The organism is Verrucomicrobiia bacterium (assembly GCA_019634625.1).
Taxonomy (GTDB): domain Bacteria; phylum Verrucomicrobiota; class Verrucomicrobiia; order Limisphaerales; family CAIMTB01; genus CAIMTB01.
Genome location: JAHCBA010000068.1, coordinates 1 through 19,561 on the forward strand (window position 1 = coordinate 1; position 19,561 = coordinate 19,561).

Genomic DNA, 19,561 nt, shown 5'->3' on the forward strand with positions numbered 1-19,561 from the left:
GGCGTGGAGTGGAGAGGGGGGCGAGATGCCGGGAGGGTAGGGAAGCTGGGGGGAAGGGTCGGGCAAATGGACGGAAACGGCGTGCATGTGCACGGAGGTGCCGGCTATTTCGGGGGCGTGGATGGGGCGCGGGGTGGCGTGGAGTAGAAAGGGGGCGAGATGCCGTGAGGGGAGGGACGTTGGGGGGAAGGGTCGGGCAAATGGACGGAAACGGCGTGCATGTGCACGGAGGTGCCGTCCATTTCGGGGCGCGAGTGGGGCGTGGAGTGGAAAGGGGGGCGAGTTGCAGGACTGGGCGGAGTTGATTCCGTGGCCGGATTAGGGGCGGGGTTCGAGGGAGACGGTTCCAGGGGCGCCGCTGCGGTAGCCGCCGCCGCCCATGGCGGAGAGGGTGGGGCCGGGCAGGGACTGGGTGCCGTAGCGGACGGCGATGCGTCCGCCGCCGCCGCCACCGGACTCGCTGCCGCCATTGCCGCCATGGGCCTGCAGGGTGCCGGGTCCGAGCAGGGTGTCCGCCTGGATCCAGATGCTGCCGCCGCTGCCGCCGGCGGCGAAGCGGCTGCCGGGATGGCCGTGGGCGAGGATGCTTCCTTCGAGATCAAGGCGGGTGGCGCGGATGGCGACGCGGCCGCCTCCGTTGCCGCCGTCTCCGGAGTCGGAACCGCCGCCGCTGCCGAGGGTGTCGGGTGCGGAAGGGTCGCCGTAGGCGGGGTTGGCGGTGCCATTGACGTTTCCGCTGCCCCCGACTCCTCCATGGCTGCCGCCGTAGCGGCGGGTGCTGCCGGGCACGTTGCCGAGGGTGCGACCGGGGTCACCGGCATTCGCGCCGGACCGGCCTCCGAGATAGCCGCGGCCGGAGACGTCGATGCGGCTGTCGAGGCCGACCACGAGATTGCCGACGTCGAGGGTGAGACCGGAATCCCCCTCGAGGGGGGTCGGGGGATGGGTGAGGATGGCCCCGCCCAGGAGGTGGAGTTCGGCGGCCACGATGTCGCGGGCGGCGGCATGGACGGCATCGAGGGTGACGATCTGGCCGGCGGTGTCGGTGGGGAGGGGCGTTTCGCGTCCTGAACCACGGAGGGTGAGGCGTCCGGGCTGGCCTTCCTGTTCGGTGTAGAGGGTGCCGGGGGCACCCTGGCCATAGCCGGTGCCGCCGGTGGCGGAGAGGTGATCGAGGACGGTGCCCTGGGCGGTGCGGTAGTGGATGGCGACACGTCCGCCGCCGCCGCCGCCGGCCTCGGTGCCGGCGAGGCCGCCGTTGGCGCCGACGGAGCCGGAACCGAGGAGGTCGCCGGTCTGGATGAAGACGCTTCCGCCGCTGCCTCCGCCGGCGAAGCGCGAACCGCCGGCGCCGTGGGCGGTGATGGAACCGTCGAGGGCGAGTTCTCCGGAGACGATGCGGATCAGGCCGCCGCCGCGGCCGCCGGCGTCGCTGTCCGATCCACCCCCGCTGCCGAGGTGCAGAGGGTTGCGATGATCGCCGTACACGGGGTTGGCCGCACCGGCGATGTTGCCATCGCCGCCGAGTCCGCCGTGGCTGCCGCCGTAACGGCGGGTGCTGCCGGCGGCGTGAAGGACGGTCTGGGCCGGGTCCCCGGGATTGCCGGGGTTGCGCCCGCCGACGTATCCGCGGGCACCGACATCGATACGGCTGGTGGCATCGACGGTGAGGCGTCCGGAGACGTCGAGTTCGAGGGCGAAGGTGGTGTTGGCGGTGGATTGGGGGTGGGTGAGGAGGGCGTTGCCGAGCAGTTCGATGGTGTTGGCACGGGCCTGGCCACGTCGGTCGGGGCGGGCCTGGTTGGCATCGAGGAACTCGGCCTGGGCCCGGTCGCGGACGATGAGGCGATTGATGGCGAAGGGGACGGAGTAGGGATCGCCCGGGGCGCCGGCCTGGGGGAGGGTGATGGACGAGGAGGCGACGGTGATGGAATTGGAACCGTTGGCCACGATGAGGAAGGGACGGGTGGCGTCGTTGTTCAGGAGGAGGTTCAGACCGATGAGGGATCCCGGCACGAAGTCGGCCGAGGCGTCGGTGAGGGTCTGGGAGGTGAGCAGGGAGACCTGGCCGCCGCGGCTCATGAAGATCTGGGTGGCCCGGCTGGGCTGGTTGGTGTTGCGGGCGTCCACGATGAGGTCACCGAGGAGGTGATGGGTTCCTTTGAAGAAGACGGTGCCGGGGGAGCCTTGGAGGTAGCCTTGGGTTCCGGCGCGGGCCTCGATGCGATCGAGGAGGAATCCGGAGGCATCGGTGAAGTGGACGGCGATCCTGCCGCCGCCACCGGTGCCGGCTTCGGTGCCGCTGTGGCCGCCGTTGGCCTGGATGGCGCCGCTGCCACGGAGGGTGCCGACGTTGAGGAAGATTCCTCCGCCGCTGCCGCCGCCGGCGAAGCGGGATCCATCGCCGCCATGGGCGTGAATCCGGCCGTCGAGGACCAGTTCATCGGCGGTGAGGCGGAGGAGTCCGCCGCCGTGACCGGCAGCGCCGCTGTCGGAGCCACCGCCACTGCCGGGTTCGTCGGGATTGTTCCAGGCGCCGTAGGGAAGGTTGACGGGATCGGCGGTGTTGCCGGTGGCGCCGAATCCGCCGTAGGAACCGCCACCGCGACGGAGGCTGCCGGGTGCATTGCCGAAGGTACGGCCGCGATCGCCGGCGGCGGGGAGGGAACGTCCGCCGCGGTAGCCCCGTTCCGAGACATCGATGCGGCTGGTGGCGTCGAGGGTGACGCGGCGGGCCGACAGGGTGAGGCGCTCCTCGGAATCGAGCGTGGCGGGCGGGTGGGTGAGGATCGCGCCGTTGACGAGCTGGACCTCGTCGAAGGCGAGGGTTCGTGCGGCGACGGTGGCGGCATCGAGGAGGAGGTGTTCGGAGGCGGTGCCGGGCGGGAGCGGGGTTTCGCGGCCCGAGCCCCGCACGACGAGCCTGGATGGCCTGCCGGCGTGCTGGACGTACCAGGTGCCGGGGGCGCCCTGGGAGTGGAATCCTGCCGGGGCGAGGGTATGGGCGTTGTCGAGGACGGTTCCGGACGCGGTGGTGGTTTCGACGGCGATGCGTCCGCCGCCGCCCGAACCGGACTGGGTACCGGCGGCACCCCCATTGGCGCGGAGGAGGCCGTTGCCGGACAGCGATGGGGCGGTGATCCAGAGGCTGCCGCCGGCGCCGCCGCCGGCGAAGCGCGAGCCGGCTTCACCATCGGCGGCAATGAGGCCGTCGAGGTGGAGGGAATCGGTTACCAGGCGCAGGGCACCGCCGCCGGCTCCGCCGGGGCTGCTGTCGGAACCTCCGCCGGCGCCGGGATGGGTGGGCTGGCGGAAGTCACCGTAGGTGGGGGTGGTGGCCCCCTCGGCATCGCCGGTGCCACCGAGCCCGCCATGGCTGCCACCGGCGCGGCGACCGGAGCCGGGCTGGAGGTTGAGGGTGAGGCCGAACAGGGTGGGGTTGCCTGGGGTGAGGGCGCCCGGGTAGCCGCGTCCGGAGAGGTCGATGCGGCTGTCGGCATCGACGAACACACTGGCGGCCTGGAGGATCAGGCGGGTTTCGGCGGACGGGAGGCTGGGCGGGTGGGTGAGAACCGCGCCGTTGACGAGCCGGACCTGGCGGGCTTCGAGGGTGGTGGCGGAGACGGTGGCACGGTCGAGGATGAGGTCGGCTTCGAGATTGCCGATGGGAAGGGGCGTCTCGCCTCCCGCCGTTCGGACGATCAGCACGGGGGTACGGCCGGCTTCCCGGAGGTGGATGGTTCCCGGGCCGCCGGGCTGGAAGCCGGTCGAGGCCGAGGTGGCGAGGGACTCGATAATGGCGGGGGAGGCGGTGCCGTAATCGATGGCAATGCGACCGCCACCGCCGGAACCGGATTCGGAGCCGCCGGCGCCGCCGTTGGCCCGGATGGAGCCGGAGCCGAGGAGGGATTCGGTGACGATCCGAATGCCGCCGCCGCTGCCGCCGCCGGCGAAGCGGCTGCCGTCGGCGCCATTGGCGAGGAGGAGACCGTCGAGGACGATGGCACGGGCCGTGAGGCGGAGGAGGCCGCCACCGGCGCCGGCGGTGCCGCTGTCGGAGCCGCCGCCGCTGCCGGGTTCATCGGGGTTGCGGAAGTCGCCGTAGATGGGATTGGGCGTGGAACCGACGTTTCCGATTCCGCCGAGGCCGCCGTAGCTGCCGCCGACGCGGCGGGGACTGCCGGGGAGATTGCCGAGGGTTTGACCCTGCTGGTTCAGGCCCGGGGAAAGGCCTCCGGGATAGCCGCGTCCGGAGACGTCGATGCGGCTGTCGGCATCGACCACGAGCGAATCCACCTCGATGTGGAGGCGCGACCCGGTGGTGGGCGAGGCCGGGGGGTGGGTGAGGATGGCGCCGTTGCGAAGGATGAGTTCGCGGGCGGCGAGGGTGTCTGCGGCGACGTGGGCGCCATCGAGGACCACGCGGCCTTCGGGGTGGCCGGCGGGGAGGAAGGATTCGCGACCGGTGCCGCGCAGGACGAGTTCACCGGGATCGTCGCCGACGCGGAGGAAGACGGTCCCTGCGGCGCCGTCGGTGTAGCCCTCGCCGCCGAGGGCGGAGACCTGTTCGGAGAGCGCTTCCGGGGCGGTGTTGGCCACCAGCGCAATCCGTCCGCCGCCGCCGCCGCCGGATTCGCTGCCGCCGTTGCCGCCATGGGCTGCGAGCAGGCCGCCCCCGGTGACGGAACCGGCCAGGATCTGAATGGAACCGCCGGCCCCGCCGCCGGCGAAGCGGCTGCCGGACTGGCCATTGGCCAGGATGGAGCCGTCGAGATGGAGGTGGGTGACGTGGAGGGTGACACGTCCACCGCCGGCGCCGGCGGGACCGGAATCCGAGCCGCCTCCGGAGCCGAGGGAATCGGGGGCGAAGGGATCGCCGTAGAGGTCATTGACCGTGCCGGCCAGATTGCCTGGGGCACCGAGGCCGCCGTGGCTGCCGCCGTGGCGGCGGGTGCTGCCGGGGGTGTTGCCGAGGGTCCGGCCGGTCTGGAGGCTGGTGTTGTAGCCTTGGAGGCCGCCGGCGTAGCCCCGACCCGAGACGTCGATGCGGCTGGTGGCGTCGATGACGAGATTGCTGAGGGAGAGCGTCAGGTGCGGTTCGACGGAGCCGGTGGCGGGCGGGTGGGTGAGGACCGCGCCATTGCGGAGTTCGAGGTGGTTGAGGGTGACGCGGCCCGGGAGGGTCACAGTGCGACCGTCGATGACGACCGTTCCACCGGCGTCGGTGGGGTCGGTGGGATCGAGGCCGAGGGCGATTTCCGCGCCGTCATCGATGCCATCGCCGTCGGTATCGGCGACCCAGGGATTGGTGATGAAGCCATTGGAGCCCGGCGCGACCTCCTCGCGATTGGGAATGCCGTCGCCATCGAAGTCCTCGTCGCCGTCCAGGATGCCGTTGCCGTTGGTGTCGGGGTTGGCGGGATCGGTGAAGGTGATGAAGAGCTCGACGCAATTGGACAGGCCGTCGCCATCGAAGTCCTCGTCGCCGTCACGGATGCCGTTGCCACTGGTGTCGGGGTTGAAGGGGTCGAGGCCGAGGGCGAGTTCGACGGAATCGGGGAGGCAATCGCCGTCGGAATCGATGCCGAGGTCATAGACGTGAAAGGTCAGGTTGCCGGCGGCGACGAGGCGGTTGCCGGCGAGGTCGGTGAGGGCGTCGGAAGCATCGAGCCGGTAGAATCCCGTGGGGAGCGGGGTTTCGAACTGGAGGACGGCGCCGAAGGTCTCCGGGCGGAAGGCGACGGGGACCGGGTGGAGGATGTCATCGGCGGTGAAGAACGCGCCATCGGGACCGGCCGCGCGGAGGGTGATGTTCGAGGGGGTCAGGGTGGATTCGGCGATGGCCTCGGAGAAGTACACGGCCACGGAGGTCAGGTCGCGGTGGAGGGATCCGGGGGCGGCAAAGAAGCGGGCGATGCGGGGCGGGGTGGCATCGGGCACGAGCCGGAGGGTGATGGGGTCCGACCAGGTGGCGTTGCCGCCGGTGTCGAGGGCGCGGGCGCGGACGGTGAGGTTGGTCCGGGCGGGGGTCGCGATGGGGGCGAAGAATCGGTGCTGGAAGGGGTGGTTGCCGTCGGTGACGATGCGCTGGCCATCGAGGTAGAACTCGACATTACGGACCTGGACATCGTCGGAGACCTCGGCCCTGAGAGTCAGAAGGCGTCCTTCCTCAGCGAGGTCTTCGGCGAAGCCGGAGTCCGCGTGCAGGGCGATGGTCGGGGGCACGCCGAGACCGTCGAAGGGGAGGTAGCTGACCACCTGAAGGCCGTTGGCGCTGTCGGCGACGTAGGCGAGGCCGTTGTAGAGGGCGAGGGCGCGGGCGATGCCGGGGGTGACAAGCTGGGCGACGAGGCGGCCGGTGGCGGTGGGTTCGGTGGTGTCGTAGAGCCAGACGTCGTGAGTGCCGTCGTTGCGGGGGTTCACACCCACGGCGGCGACGCCGAGGCCCGAGCCATTGAGGACGATCTGCTTGAAGGAATTGGGACCGGCATCGCGCGAGAGCCCGACGTGGAGCGGGTTGGCTGGATTGCGGAAATCGAACACGTCGTAGCCGGGATAGACGGTGGCGTAGGCGAAGCCGTCGGCGGCGAAGAGGCGTTTGAAGTGGGTGATGCCCTCGGCGCGGTAACGGACGTGGGCAATGGAGCCGAGCGGGGCGAGGAGATCCTGGCCGAGGTCGAAGGTCGTCAGGCGCGAGCGTCCGAGAGCGACGAGGACGGTGCGGTCGATGGCCAGGTCATGGATGGGGTCGGTACCGGGGCGCCGTTCGAGCACGGTGCCGGATTCCATGTCCACGGCCACGAGGTCGCCATTGGCGAGGCCGGCGAAGGCGAGGGTGGCGGCGGTGGTGACGGCGTGGACGGGGGAGCCGAGGGGTACTTCGTGAAGGAGGCGGGGTCCGCCGGGGGCGCGCAGATCGACGATGACGAGTTCGGGCCGGTCATCGGCGACGGCGACGAAGGCATCGGAGCAGCCCACGCGGGTGGCGGAGCCGGGGGTGTCGAGGAGGGTGGTGACGACGGGGTTGCGGCCATTCTGGACATTGAGGAAGGCGATGCCTGCGGGGCCGAGGGCGACCACCGCGGCGTCGTTGAAGGCGCAGACGTCCTGGGCGATGCCGGGGAGGGCGACCGAGGCGATGACGCCGGTCTGGACCACCCGGCCGCCCAGCGGGTCGAGGCCCTGGCGGACGGCGGCGGCGTCATTGATGCCGTCGCCATCGGTATCGGGGTTGAGGGGGTCGGTGCCGATGACCCATTCGAGGGGATCGGCGAGGCCGTCGCCATCGGCATCCGGTTCGTCGAGGGGCAGGGCGTGGGTGGTGGGCAGGATGGTGGTACGTCCGGCGGCGGCGCTGATGAAGGGGACCCAGCCGTAGGCGAGGGAGCTGGGGAAGACGTATTCGAGCTGATAGCGGGTGTTGGGCTGGAGGATCAGGCGGGACACCACGCCGCCGGTGCCGGTGAGGCCGCGCTGGATGGCGCCGGTATCGAGGTTGGTGAGGAGGAAGTGGGCGATTTCATCCGAGGTATCGGGCACGAACGGTCCGGTATCGCGGTCGAGGGCGTCGAGCTGGAGGGCGACGCCCTGGTAGTAATCCTCCATGGACATGGGGGCGAAGAGGGCATCGATCTGGGCCTGGAGGGCGTCGTAGGCCGCGCGGCGTTCGGCGGGGAGCTGGGCGGGATCGGTGAGGTCGCCGAGGAGTTCCACCTGGGCGGTGAGCCAGGTGGCGTGGGATTCGCTGCGGGACGCGATTTCGGCGAGGAGCGCCTCGATTTGCTGGAAGGGATTGGCGGGCGGGCCGTGGAGACCGGCGGCGGAACCGAAGAGGGAACCGGTGCAGCCGAGGCCGCCGTTGATGGCGTTGCAGCAATTCGAGCAGAGCTGGTTGCGCTTCTGCACGTTGTTCATCGTGGTGTTGATGCCGTTGAGCAGTTTCACGCCGCCGAGCCCGGGGCCGCCGGGCTTGCTGGTCACCTTGGCGGCATCCGAGACGAGTTTGGCCACGGACTTGAGGGAGCGGGCGCGACAGGCGGCCTCATCGAAGTAGTAGTCCGGGCTGCCGCCGCAGAGGTCCGGGATGTCCGGGCCGTCCCCATCGAGATCGGTGCCGGGGCGGCTGCCGTGCCAGCCGGGCTGGAGGATTCCCACGCCGGGATCGGTTTCCACGAAGAGGCCGTCGGGTGTGACGGTCATGGGCCCACCCAGTTCCCAGTGGCCGGTGTCGTGGTTGAAGCTCCAGAGGGCGCTCTTGGCGCCGGGTGGGAGGCGTTCGCCGGTGAGGGGGTCGGGCAGGTTGGGGAAGCGGACCGGGACCGGGGTGTCGAAGTTAAGGGGGCCGTCGGTCTGGACGGTGATGACCAGGGGGAGTTCGAGGCCTGGCGGGAGCGGACTGGGAATGCGGTCGGGCGGAACCGGGGCGATGCCGACGCGGCCGCCACGGGTGCCGTCATCGGCGAACAGGGCGTTGGGCGGAACGATCACATGGACGCCGGCGAGTTCGGGGTGCCGATCGAGGACGGCGGGAGGGAATTCAATGCGCGTCTCGGTCTCGGCGCTGACGGGTTGCAGGGTGCCGGCGGCGACGAGCGGAAGGAAGATGTCGCCCTCGTCATTGTCGTCGCGCCCGGCGATGGCGGACCAGGCCTTGCCGACGAAGGGGTAGTAGTCGCCCTGCGGCCAGTTGCTGCCGGCGGCGGTGCGACCGTCGATGTGCACGAAGAACGTCCCGGCGGGCGCGGGGTCGAGACGGAAGCGTCCGTCGGCGCCGGTGACCGCACGCATCGACTCCTCACGGCCGTCCACGGTGATGATGGCCCCGGCGAGCGGCCGGTCGGTTGGCTGGCCGTTGGCATCAGTGGCGAGTTCGCTGGCGAGGACCCGGCCCACGACCGCGGTGCGATGGACTGGCGTCAGGCTGACGGTATCGAACTCGATCCGGGCGATCCCGCCTTCGAAGCCATCGCGGTTGGCGTCGATGGGCTGGTCGCGGTCGTCACGGACACCCGTGCCATCGAAGACGACACGGATGCGCGCATTCCCGGGGAGGGGTTCGAGGGGGAACAGGGTGACCTTGCGCCGGTCGGAGGAGAGTTCGACCCGGCCGAGGAGGCGGCGTCCGCCGAACTCGGCGTGCAACCGTGTTCCGTCGAGAAGGGTATCGGCGGCGAGCGGGTGGTTGAAGGAGAGGATGGTTTCGCGGGTGACCGCCACATTGGCTTCCCCATGGCGGGGCGAACTGCTGAAGGTGGTGGGCGTGCCTGCGCCAATGGGGTCGGTACCGGCCAGGTATTCTTCGAGGTTCGAGATCCCGTTGCCATTGAAGTCGGCGGCGGCGTCGGCGGGATCGAGGGGATTGAACCAGCCGGGTCTCTGCAATTCGTACACGTCGTCGATGCCGTCGCCGTCGGTGTCGAGCGGGGACGCGACCGGCACCCGTCGCACGAGGTAATACCGGGCGTTGGGATCGGGGTTGGGATCGGCGAGGACCTGGGTCCCGGTGGTTCCGAGGGCGAGGGCGCGCGGGGTCTCGATGCGGGCGGGGTCACTGCCACCGAGCAGGATGTAGTACTGATCGGCTTGTGCGGCGAAGCGCACGGTCACCCGCGAGGTGCTGTCCCGCTCGACGGCGTCGATGCGAAATGGCTGGGCCTGAGCGAGGGGGATCGCCAGCAGCGAAAGGAGGAGGATGGCTGTGGCAGGGATGGGGAATGGGAGATGGCAAGGGAACCTCATGCGAATGGGTGGCCGTGGGTGGGAATTCGCGCGGCCTGTTTCATGCACGCGCGGGAGGGAGCTGACAATCATCTTCTCGGGTCGAGGCCAGGCGCATCGCGGAGTTGTGGGTGAGGTGCGGACTTCGCGAAGCGTCGCTTCGGAGGGCCGAGTTCCACGAGGCCGCAAGGGGAGTGGAGCGATGGGATCGAGGACTCGCGGAGCTCGTCCCTCCGATGAACTGGGGATGCAGCGAGCCCAAAGGTGGCGATCGAAGAGGTGTGCCTGCGGGTTCGAGGGATGGGTACTGCGACCCCTGGCGGGGTCGTTGTGCGATTTGGGCCGACTGCCCGGGGGTCGAACCCGCGGAGCCGGGATCGACCCCCGGCTAATCGCTGGAAACCCTCCGGGTTTCCGGGACCCGATCGAAGGGGAAGCTCCCAAGCTCTCAGTGCAGGGATGCGACGAGGGGACCGTCGGGGTCGGGGTTGCCATCGGAATCGAACCGGAACGATCTCCGGGGATGCGCCAAGCATTGTGTTTCCCGTCGATACCAATTCCGAGCGCGACTCCGACCCCGTTTCCATGGCGCCTTCCGACACCTTGCAGATGCGCCCTCCTGGCGGCGGCCTTCCGGCTTCAGGTTTCAGGCTTCAGGTTTCAGGCTTCAGGCTTCAGGACTCCGGTTTCCGGTGGATTTCGATTTCGATTTTGGCGGGCGGGGTTGGGCAGGATGGGCACCCATGAAGGCACACTGGACGGGCGTGTTTCCGGCGATCACCACGCAGATGCATCCGGACGGGTCGCTGGACCTGGACGGGACGGCGCGCCACGCGGAGGCGCTGATCGGGAGCGGGGTGAGCGGGATGATCCTGCTGGGGTCACTGGGGGAGAACCAGTCGTTGACGGCCTCCGAGAAGCGGGAGGTGGCGGCGGCGTTGATCGAGGCGGTGGACGGGCGGGTGCCGGTGCTGAGCGGTGTGGCGGAGAGCAGCGTGGCGGAGGCGTGCCGGTTCGTGCGGGACGGCGAGCGGCTGGGGCTGGACGGTTTCATGGTGATGCCGCCGATGGTGTACCGGTCGCCGGATCCGGCGGAATCGCTGCACCATTTCCGGTGGGTGGCGGAGGCGACGGGGCTGCCGATCATGATCTACAACAATCCGATCAGTTACGGGCACGATCTGACGCCGTCGCTGCTGGAGGTGCTGGCGGGGCAGGGGAACTGCGTGGCGATCAAGGAGAGTTCGGGCAACACGCGACGGATCACGGATCTTCGCAACGCGCTGGGGGATCGCTATGCGCTGTTCACGGGCGTGGACGACCTGGTGCTGGAGAGTGCGATCCTGGGGATCGACGGGTGGGTGGCCGGGACGGGCATTGCATTTCCCGAGGAGAACCAGCGGTTCTGGGACCTGACACGTTGCGGGGAGTGGGAGGCGGCGCGGGAGTTGTACCGATGGTTCACGCCGCTGCTGCATCTGGATGTCCACCCGAAGTTTGTGCAGTACATCAAGCTGGCCGTGCAGGAATGCGGGTTGGGGCAGGAATGGGTGCGGGCCCCGCGTCTGCCGCTGAAGGGGCGGGAGCGGCGCGAGGTGCTGGAGATCATCCGGACCGGGATTGAGAACCGGCCGCGGCTTCCGAAACGGCGCCGCACGGCACGATGAGGGGAGGATGAGGTCGGGAGGGCCGGGTGGGGGATGGATCAGGCGGGGGCGGCGCCGAGACGGGCGAGGAGCCTGGCGTGGATGCCCCCGAAACCGCCATTGCTGAAGACGCAGACGACGTCGCCGGGGACGGCGTGGCGGGCGACGTGCTCGACGATGGCGTCCACGGTGGGCAGGTAGGCGGCATCGCGCCCACGGCGGCGGAGATCCTCCATCAGGCGTTCCGGATTGAGGCGCTGCTCGACGGGGAGTTGTTCGAGGCGGGCGACTTCGGCGAGGACGACTTCGTCGGCGCATTCGAGGGCATCCACGAGTTCCTCCTGGAAGACATTGCGGCGGGTGGTGTTGGAGCGGGGTTCGAAGACCGCCCAGAGGCGGCGTCCGCGGAAGCGGACGCGGAGGGCGCGGACGGTTTCGCGGATGGCGGTGGGATGGTGGCCGAAGTCGTCCACGACGGTGATTCCGCCCGCCTCGCCGCGGGTTTCCATGCGGCGTTTGATGCCGCGGAAGGAATCGAAGGCGACCTGGATTTGGGCATCGGTGAAGCCGCAATGGCGGGCGCAGGCGGCGACCGCGAGGGCGTTGCGGACATTGAACTCGCCGGTGAGCGGGAGGTGGAAGGCGGTCCCGGAGAGGGTGAAGCGGGAGCGGTCGGGGTCGAGTTGGAGGGCGGTGGCACGGAACTCGTTGGCTTCGCCGAGGCCGAAGCGTTTGGCCGGGTAATGAACGGCCTCGGCGAGCAGCGGGGCGACGAGAGGATCGTCGCCGTTGGCGAGGAGGAGTCCGTTGCGGGGGATGAGGCGGATGAAATGGCTGAAGGAGCGCTGGATGGCGGCGACGCTGTCGAAGATGTCGGCGTGATCCATTTCGAGGTTGTTGACGATGGCCACCTCGGGGCGGTAGTGGACGAACTTGCTGCGTTTGTCGAAGAAGGCGGAGTCGTACTCGTCGCCTTCGAGGATGCACCATTCGCTGTCGGTGAAGCGGGCGCCCTGCCCGAGGTTCTCGGGGATGCCGCCGATGAGGAAGCTGGGCTGGTGGCCGTGGGATTCGAAGAGCCAGGCGAGAAGGGAGGTGGTGGTGGTTTTGCCGTGGGTCCCGGTGACGACGATGGAGCGACGGCCCTGGAGGAAGAAATGGCTGAGGACCTCGGGGAGGGAACAGTACCGGAGTTTTCGTTCGAGGACGGCCTCGGCCTCCGGGTTGCCGCGGGAGATGGCGTTGCCGATGACCACCAGGTCGGGCCGGTGGGCGAGGTTGGCCTCGGCGTAACCGTTCATCACCTCGACCCCGCGATCGGCGAGGAAGCCTGACATCGGCGGGTACACGTCGCGGTCGGAGCCGGAGACGACGAAACCGCGTTCCTTCATGGCGACGGCGACGGAGGCCATGGCGGTGCCGCCGATGCCGGTGAAGTGAACGGAGCGAATGGAAGCCAGCACGGGGCGAGCATGGCGGGGGGCGGGAATCCGAAAAAGGCGCAATCGATCTGGCGTTAGGAAATGGGGGGAGGGAAGAGACTTTTCGGCGGGGCGGGCGCGGCTCAGGGTCGGCGGGTGCGCGGGATGGGAACGTGGCGGGAATGGGGGCGGCGACTGCCGGCCTCGGCGGTGCTGTGGTCGTGGCTGTTCAGCGGTCTGCGACTGGCGTCCGGCCTGCTTCTGCTGCCGCTGCTGCTGACCTCGCTGACCAAGGCGGACCTGGGTTTGTACTATGTTTTCCTGAACCTGGGCACGCTGGCCTACCTTGCGGACTTCGGATTTTCGCTCTCGGTGGAACGGGGAGTGTCGTATGCGCTGGGGGGTGCGGCGTCGTTGTCGGCCATGGGTGTGGCCCGGGGCGGGACGGGGGGGGAACCCAATGAGGCGTTGCTGCGGACGGTTCTGCGGGCGACGCGGCGGTTGTACCGGGTCATCACGGTGGGGGCGGCGTTGCTGTTGGGGGTGGGGGGAACGGTGGTGGTGGGGTTGGGGGTGGGGGAGGCGAGTTCCCCCGGGCTGGCGTGGGCGGCCTGGGGGGTGCATCTGGTGGGGACGAGTCTCGAGATCTACTCGTACTATTGGATCGCGGTGCTGCGCGGGTTGAACCGCGTCACGGTGAGTGCCCGGTGGCTGGTGGTGTCGTACGGACTGAAGCTGGGGGTATCGGCGGGGCTACTTCTGGCGGGGGCGGGGCTGCTGGCGGTCCCGGTGGGAGGGTTGATGGCGGGGATCGTATTGCGGGCGGGGGCGAGGCGGGCGGTCCGGGCGCGGGTGCCGGACCTTGGGGAATCGGGGGAGGGCGAAGTGCGGCGGACGCTGGCGGCGTTGTGGCCGAACTCCTGGCGGCTGGGGGCGCAGGGAGCGGCGGTGTTTGTCACGACCAGCAGTTTCGCGTTGATCTGCATGGCCGTGCCGCGGCTGGGACCGGAGGCCTACGCCGAGTACGGGCTTTCGGTGCAGGTCATGCACATTGCGCTGGGCATGGCGGCGGTATGGACTTCGGTGAAGTGGCCGTTGGTGGCGCAATGGCGTGCGCGGGACGATCGGGAGGCGATCCGGCGGGTATTGGCGCCGCGGTTCCGGCTGCAGGTGGCGACGTTTGGGATGCTGGCGGGACTGGCGGTGGGATTGGGGCCCTGGGTGCTGGAGCAGTTGGGAACGGACAAGCATTTCCTGCCGCCGCCCTGGCTGCTGCTGCTGGCGATCAATGCGCTGGGGGAGTTGAACTTCGCCTTCTGGACCACGCTGATATCGACGGAGAACCGGATACCGTCGGCGGGCCCGCTGGTGGCGACGCATGCGGTGGGGTTGGCGGTGGTGGCGGCGTTGGTATGGGGCGGGGGCTGGGGTGTCGAGGCCTTCGTGGTGGTGCCGCTGATTCTGGGCGGTGCGTTCAATTATTGGTGGTGGGCCCGGGTTGGGGCGCGCACTCTCGACACCACATTTCCGCGGTTTGTGGTTGGACCCTTGATTCCGAGTCATGGCCGAATCGAACAAAAGTCGTAATGGGGACCCGGTGGGGGCGGTTGTCTGCCCGCTGTGCGGGGCCACGGAGGGGACCGTGCTGGAACACGTCCCGGTGCGGGCGCTGGACCACGAGTACCGGCGCCAGATGGGGGTGTCGGTGCTGGAGGAGTTCGGGAGCGGGGTGACCGAGCTGGTGCTGATGCGGTGCGGCACCTGCGGGCTGGAGTGGTTTCGCCCGACGATCGCCGGTTCGGCGGGGTTTTACGAGCGATTGGGGGTGAACGAGCAGTACTACTCGACCACCCGGTGGGAGTTCACGGAGACGCTGCGCCGGCTGCCGGCGGATCCCGACCTGATCGACGTGGGATGCGGCGACGGCTTTTTTCTGAACCTGGTGCCGGGGGCGCGGCGGCGGGGCATCGAGTACAACCCGGACGCGGCGCGGCGGGCGCGGGAGAAGGGGTTGCCGGTCGAGGAGACCCGCATCGAGGCGCTGCCGGCATCCAGTGCGGACACGGTGACGTTGTTCCAGGTGCTCGAACATGTGCCGCGCCCGCGGGAGGTGTTGTCCGCGCTCGAGCGGGTGTTGCGACCCGGGGGCCGGCTGTTTGTGGCGGTGCCGAACAACGACGGGTGGGTGGGCCGGGCGCCGGCGAACCCGCTGAACGCGCCGCCCCATCATCCGTTGCGCTGGCGTTCGGAGGCCTTGCGCCACGTGCCGAGGCTGACCGGGTTGGGGCTCGAGGATCTGGTGGAGGAGCCGCTGGCGCCGGAGCACCGGCTGCATTACCGCCGGGCGAGGGCGCTGGAGCGGATGGCCGGCTTGCTGGGTTGGGAAATGCCGCGTTACGGGGTTTCCCCGGCCGCCGTGGCAGCGCGGAAGGTGGCGACCCTGTGGGCGACGTTGTCGCTTCGGCTGCGGGCCACGGAGGATGCGGGGGTGGCGCCCGGTCATTCCCTGCTCGCCGTCTACCGCAAGCCCTGCTAGGGAGGCGCCGCATGATCGGCCTGTTATTGCCTGTGCTGGCAGCGACGGCTCTGGCGGCTGTGCCGGAGGTCGCAACGACGAACCGGACGGAGGCGCCCGGGGCGCCCGGGGCGGGAGGTTTTGTGACGCCGCCGGTTCTGGCAGTGGATCCGGTGGAGACCGAGTACCGGCGCCTGCTGGAGATGGACGACGCGGCGCAGACGGCGATCGACGGGTGGATACGCGAGGCGGATGCACAGGGGGAGGCAGCCGACGCGGCGGCGTTGCAGGCGCGCATCAACGAGCGGATCGAGACGGTGGACGCCGCGTATCGGGCGTTTCTCGAGCGGCAGCCGGGTCATGTGTCCGGCCGGATCGCCTTCGGGAGTTTCCTGTCGGATACGGGGCGCGAGGCGGAGGCGCGGGTGCAGCTTGGGAAGGCCCTCGAACTCGATCCGAACAATGCGGTCATCCACAACAACCTGGCGGGGATCTACGGACACCGGGGTCCGGTGACCAATGCATTCGTGCATTACGAGAGGGCCATCGCGCTCGAACCGGACGAGTCGCTGTACTACCACAACTTTGCCACCACCGTGTTTCTGTTCCGCAAGGACGTAAGGGAACACTACGGCATCGAGGACGAGCAGCGGGTCTTCGACAAGGCACTGGGTCTCTACCGGAAGGCTCTCGAACTGGACCGCAACAATTTCATCCTGGCGAGCGACCTGGCGCAGACGTTTTACGGGATCCGGCCGCCGCGGCACGACGAGGCGCTCGCGGCGTGGCGTCATGCCTACGGGCTGGCGGGCGACGATCTCGAACGGGAGGGGATCCTGGTGCACCTGGCGCGCATCCAGGTGCAGGCGGGCCGGTTCGATGAGGCGCGGTCCAACCTGACGCGCGTCACGAATCCGAACTACGGGGTGGTGAAGGAGCGCGTGTTGCGGACGCTCGCCACGCGGGAAGAGGCGGCTGGAAAGGAATGAAGCCTTCGTGGTCGGAACTGCTGGCCGCGGCGCGGGAGGAGGTCGAATCGACGCTTTCGCTGCTGCCGGAGCCGTTGCGGGAGGCGGCACGGGCGCTGCCGGTATCGTATCAGCGGCGGCCTTCGGCGGAGATGGTGGCGGACGGGCTGGACGACGATCTGCTGGGGCTGTTTGTGGGGGATTCGCACGCCGAGGGCGGGGCGGGATCGGCGTTGCCCTCGCAGATCCTGCTGTTTCTGGAAAACCTCTGGGAGTTTGCGGAGGGCGACTGGGGGATCTTCGAGGAGGAGGTGCAGACCACCTACCTGCACGAACTCGGTCATTACCTTGGGCTCGACGAACTGGACCTGGAGGAGCGGGGCCTCGAGTGAAGGGGGATCGGGGGGTCAGAGCGACCAGCCCCGGCGGTAGTCGCGATGGAGGAGGGCGTTGGCCTCTGGAGAGTTGAGGATTCGCCCGCTCAGGGTGTCGTAGTCGATGGGGCCTTCGACCTGCGTGGCCAGGTTGGCAAGCTGCGCGAGTTCTGTGAGCGGCCCGCCGACCTCGAATCCCGAGAAGGTGCTGCCGCGGCCCTGGCACGCCTCGAGCCATTCCCATGTGTGATGGCGCACCCGCGGCAGGGATTCCGGGGGACCGCCCTCGAACTGTTCGAACCGTTTTTCCGGCAGCAGCACGTAGTTGGCATTCCAGGGGTTGTCCGAATAGAGGGAGCCTTTGGAGCCGACCAGGAGGTCCCCCCATCCCCCGCGCGGATAGCCGAGCAGCAGGGCTTCGGGGGGTTTTTCCCTGGCATACCATGTCGCCTTCACCGGCGGCAGGTCGCCGCGTGCGGGGAGGTTCATGACCACCTTGAGCGAGGTCGGGTAGCCTTCCGGGTCCCGCTCGGAAGGCCAGGCTTCCATGCGGACCACCACCCGGTCCGCGCCGGGATGCCGGCTGCGGTCCCAAAGCTGTTCCAGGCGCAGGGCCCGGAACAGGATATTGGCGGTGTGACAGGCGAAATCGCCGACGATTCCGCTGCCGAACGCGCGCCAGGCCCGCCAGGTGGCCGGGAGATAGACCGGACTGTACGGACGGGCCTCGGCGGGCCCCAGCCACAGGTCCCAATTCAATCCCTCCGGCAACGGCGGTCGGTCGGTCGGACGCTGCAACGGACCGTTGCCGCCATCGAACCAGACGTGGGCTTCGCGCACCTCGCCGATGACGCCGCCCCAGACCAACTCCAGGGCCCGGCGCAACCGGCCTTCCGCCGAACCCTGATTGCCCATCTGGGTGACGACCCGTTGCCGCGCCGCGGTTTCCCGCAGCACCCGCGCCTCGTGGACGGTGCGGGTCAGGGGTTTTTCGCAGAACACATGTTTTCCCAGCAGCATGGCGGCCTGGGCGGCCACCGCATGGGTATGATCGGGCGTGGCCACCACCACGGCATCGATCTCGCCGGCCATCCGGTCGAACAGGACCCGGAAATCCTCGAACTGCCGGGCGCGCGGATGGTGCTGGTGGAGATCCCCGGCCCGGCGGGCATCCACGTCGCACAGGGCCACCAGGGAATGTCCGAGTTGATGGCACGCATCGAGGACACCGCGTCCTTGTCCACCCACGCCGATGCCGGCGATGTTCAAGCGGCTGTTGGCCTCGTAGGCGAACGCCAGCCGCGGGTTGGGAAGGATCAGCCAACCCGCCCCGGCGGTGGCGGTGGCGGAAAGAAAGCGGCGGCGGGACAGGGTGGGCTTCATGGGGTGGAGAGACACGCAGGGATGAATCGGGACTGGCGCAGGACCCTAGTCGCCCGCCGCCTCGCCCACAACGCCTGGATGCACGGACGATACTCCGGGGCATTCACCACCAGCCGCGGAGGCGGTAGTAGGCCATGCCCAGGTATTCGTGGGCGGTTTCGGAGAAGAGCTGAAGGTTGCCCGGGGAGGGCACGAAGGCCCGGGCCTCGCGGTACCAGGGAAGGGGTTCGGCTTGCTCGACGACGCGGTAATCGGTGGGGGCGGGGATCCATTCGAGGTCGGGGCAGTACCGCTTGAAGACGCCGACGGCGCGGGGCATGTGGAGGGCGGAGGTGACGAGGATGGCGCGTTTGAAGCCGCGCTCGCGCAGGATCGGGGCCAGGTTGACGGCGTGTTCGCGGGTGTTGGCGGATTCGGTTTCGAGGAGGATCGCCTCTTCCGGGACACCGATCGCCTGGAGGAGTTCGGCCATGTCCTCGGCGGGCGGACGGGTGGCGAGTCCGCCGGTGGCGACGCCGGAGGTGCAGATGACGATCGGGGCCTTCTCGATGCGGAAGAGGTGGCCGGCGAAGAGGACGCGGTCGCCGGCTTCGCCGACTTCAACGGTGGTGCGGGGGGGGATGGCGGCGCCGGTGCCTCCGCCGAGGACGACGATGCAATCGGCTTCCGGGACCGGGTCAGGGTTGGGATGGCGGGATTCGAGGCTGCGGGCGAAGGCATCGGCGACCCAGCCGTTGCCGCAGACCATGAGGACGAGGAACGCGCCGGCGAGGAGAAGGTGGCAGGTGGCGGCGCGGCGGCGAAAGGCGGCGGCGGCGAGAACGAGAACGACGGCGAGCGCCACGGGTTGGAGGAGACTGAGAAAGAGACGGTAGAGATCGGCGGAGGTCATGGGAGTGGGTTTGGGGTCCGATCGGGGTTGGGCCGATTGGGGAACCGGGTCCGGGTCCGGGGCGCGCGTGGAACCCCGGAAGGGTACGGGGTGGTGGGGGGCGGAGGCGAGGGTGTTTTGAGGTCCGCGGCAGGGTCCCGGTGCATCCCGGAGTTGTGGGTGGAGGCGCGAAGTTCACGAAGCATCGCCTCGGAGGGCCGGGTTCCACGAGGCCGCAACGATGGGGTGCGTTGGGATGAGGACTCGCGGAGCTCGTCCCTCCGATTGGCTGCCTCCTCACCGACAACTTGGGGATGCACCGCGCAGGCACGCTGGCTTGATCTCTACGGGCAGCAGCGTCGGAAAGCGTTATACCTCCGGGTCTGGGTCGTTAAGGGGTTGGTTGGGAAAGGGTTGGCGAAGCGGATCCGGGCGGGTCGCCGGGAGGGATGTCGGTTCCACTTACAATGACGGGCGGGTGGCCCAGGGAGGAACCGTTGGAGCCGCGGAGGGGAATCCAGCGATCCAACAGGTTTGCCATAAGGATCTTAAGCGTGTTGTTCGCGGTCTTGGGGGCCGGGGTGGAACCGGTCTGGCACGGAGGTTGCTTCTGAGGAAGGCGCGACGGTTCAACCAGGAAAGCAAAGTAAAGGACGTACCATGAAG

The 19,561-nt window shown here is 69.3% G+C and carries 8 protein-coding genes and 1 pseudogene; 4 read left to right on the forward strand and 5 right to left on the reverse strand.

Translation table 11 applies throughout. The annotated features are described in order from the left end of the window. Window positions 1-318 precede the first annotated feature (318 nt). Window positions 319-9,738 (reverse strand): Ig-like domain-containing protein, encoded by a 9,420-nt coding sequence (locus tag KF833_23230; GenBank protein MBX3748233.1) that lies wholly within the window; start codon window positions 9,736-9,738, stop codon window positions 319-321. A 722-nt stretch (window positions 9,739-10,460) separates the two neighbouring features. Here KF833_23230 and KF833_23235 point away from each other — a divergent pair. Next, window positions 10,461-11,384 carry a dihydrodipicolinate synthase family protein gene (locus KF833_23235; protein MBX3748234.1) on the forward strand — a complete coding sequence of 308 codons (924 nt, stop codon included), beginning with the start codon at window positions 10,461-10,463 and terminating at the stop codon, window positions 11,382-11,384. A 38-nt stretch (window positions 11,385-11,422) separates the two neighbouring features. On the opposite strand, the gene mpl is transcribed toward KF833_23235, so the two are convergent. Beyond that, on the reverse strand, window positions 11,423-12,775 hold the full coding sequence (mpl, locus tag KF833_23240; protein ID MBX3748235.1) for a UDP-N-acetylmuramate:L-alanyl-gamma-D-glutamyl-meso-diaminopimelate ligase: 1,353 nt from the start codon (window positions 12,773-12,775) through the stop codon (window positions 11,423-11,425). A gap of 409 nt (window positions 12,776-13,184) precedes the next feature. Then, a pseudogene (locus KF833_23245) lies at window positions 13,185-13,367 on the reverse strand (energy transducer TonB). Between the two features lie 978 nt (window positions 13,368-14,345). On the opposite strand from KF833_23245, the gene KF833_23250 reads away from it, so the two are divergent. From KF833_23250 to KF833_23260, 3 genes are read left to right on the forward strand one after another with little or no spacing between them, the layout of a single operon-like run. Beyond that, a complete protein-coding gene (locus KF833_23250; protein ID MBX3748236.1) occupies window positions 14,346-15,320 on the forward strand; it encodes a class I SAM-dependent methyltransferase in 975 nt (324 codons plus the stop codon). A gap of 11 nt (window positions 15,321-15,331) precedes the next feature. Then, complete coding sequence (locus KF833_23255) at window positions 15,332-16,288, forward strand: hypothetical protein (GenBank protein ID MBX3748237.1); 957 nt, start codon at window positions 15,332-15,334, stop codon at window positions 16,286-16,288. Continuing rightward, the gene (locus tag KF833_23260; protein MBX3748238.1) at window positions 16,285-16,659 is read left to right on the forward strand and encodes a metallopeptidase family protein; all 375 of its coding nucleotides are present in this window, start codon (window positions 16,285-16,287) and stop codon (window positions 16,657-16,659) included. Before KF833_23255 ends, KF833_23260 begins: the two co-directional genes overlap by 4 nt. 15 nt (window positions 16,660-16,674) lie before the next feature. Here the strand turns inward: KF833_23260 and KF833_23265 are convergent, their stop codons facing one another. Further along, window positions 16,675-18,024, reverse strand: a complete 1,350-nt coding sequence (locus KF833_23265) for a Gfo/Idh/MocA family oxidoreductase (GenBank protein MBX3748239.1) — start codon at window positions 18,022-18,024, stop codon at window positions 16,675-16,677. Window positions 18,025-18,127: 103 nt separating this feature from the next. After that, window positions 18,128-18,916, reverse strand: coding sequence for a YdcF family protein (locus KF833_23270; protein MBX3748240.1), 789 nt, complete (start codon window positions 18,914-18,916; stop codon window positions 18,128-18,130). Between the last annotated feature and the right edge of the window lie 645 nt (window positions 18,917-19,561).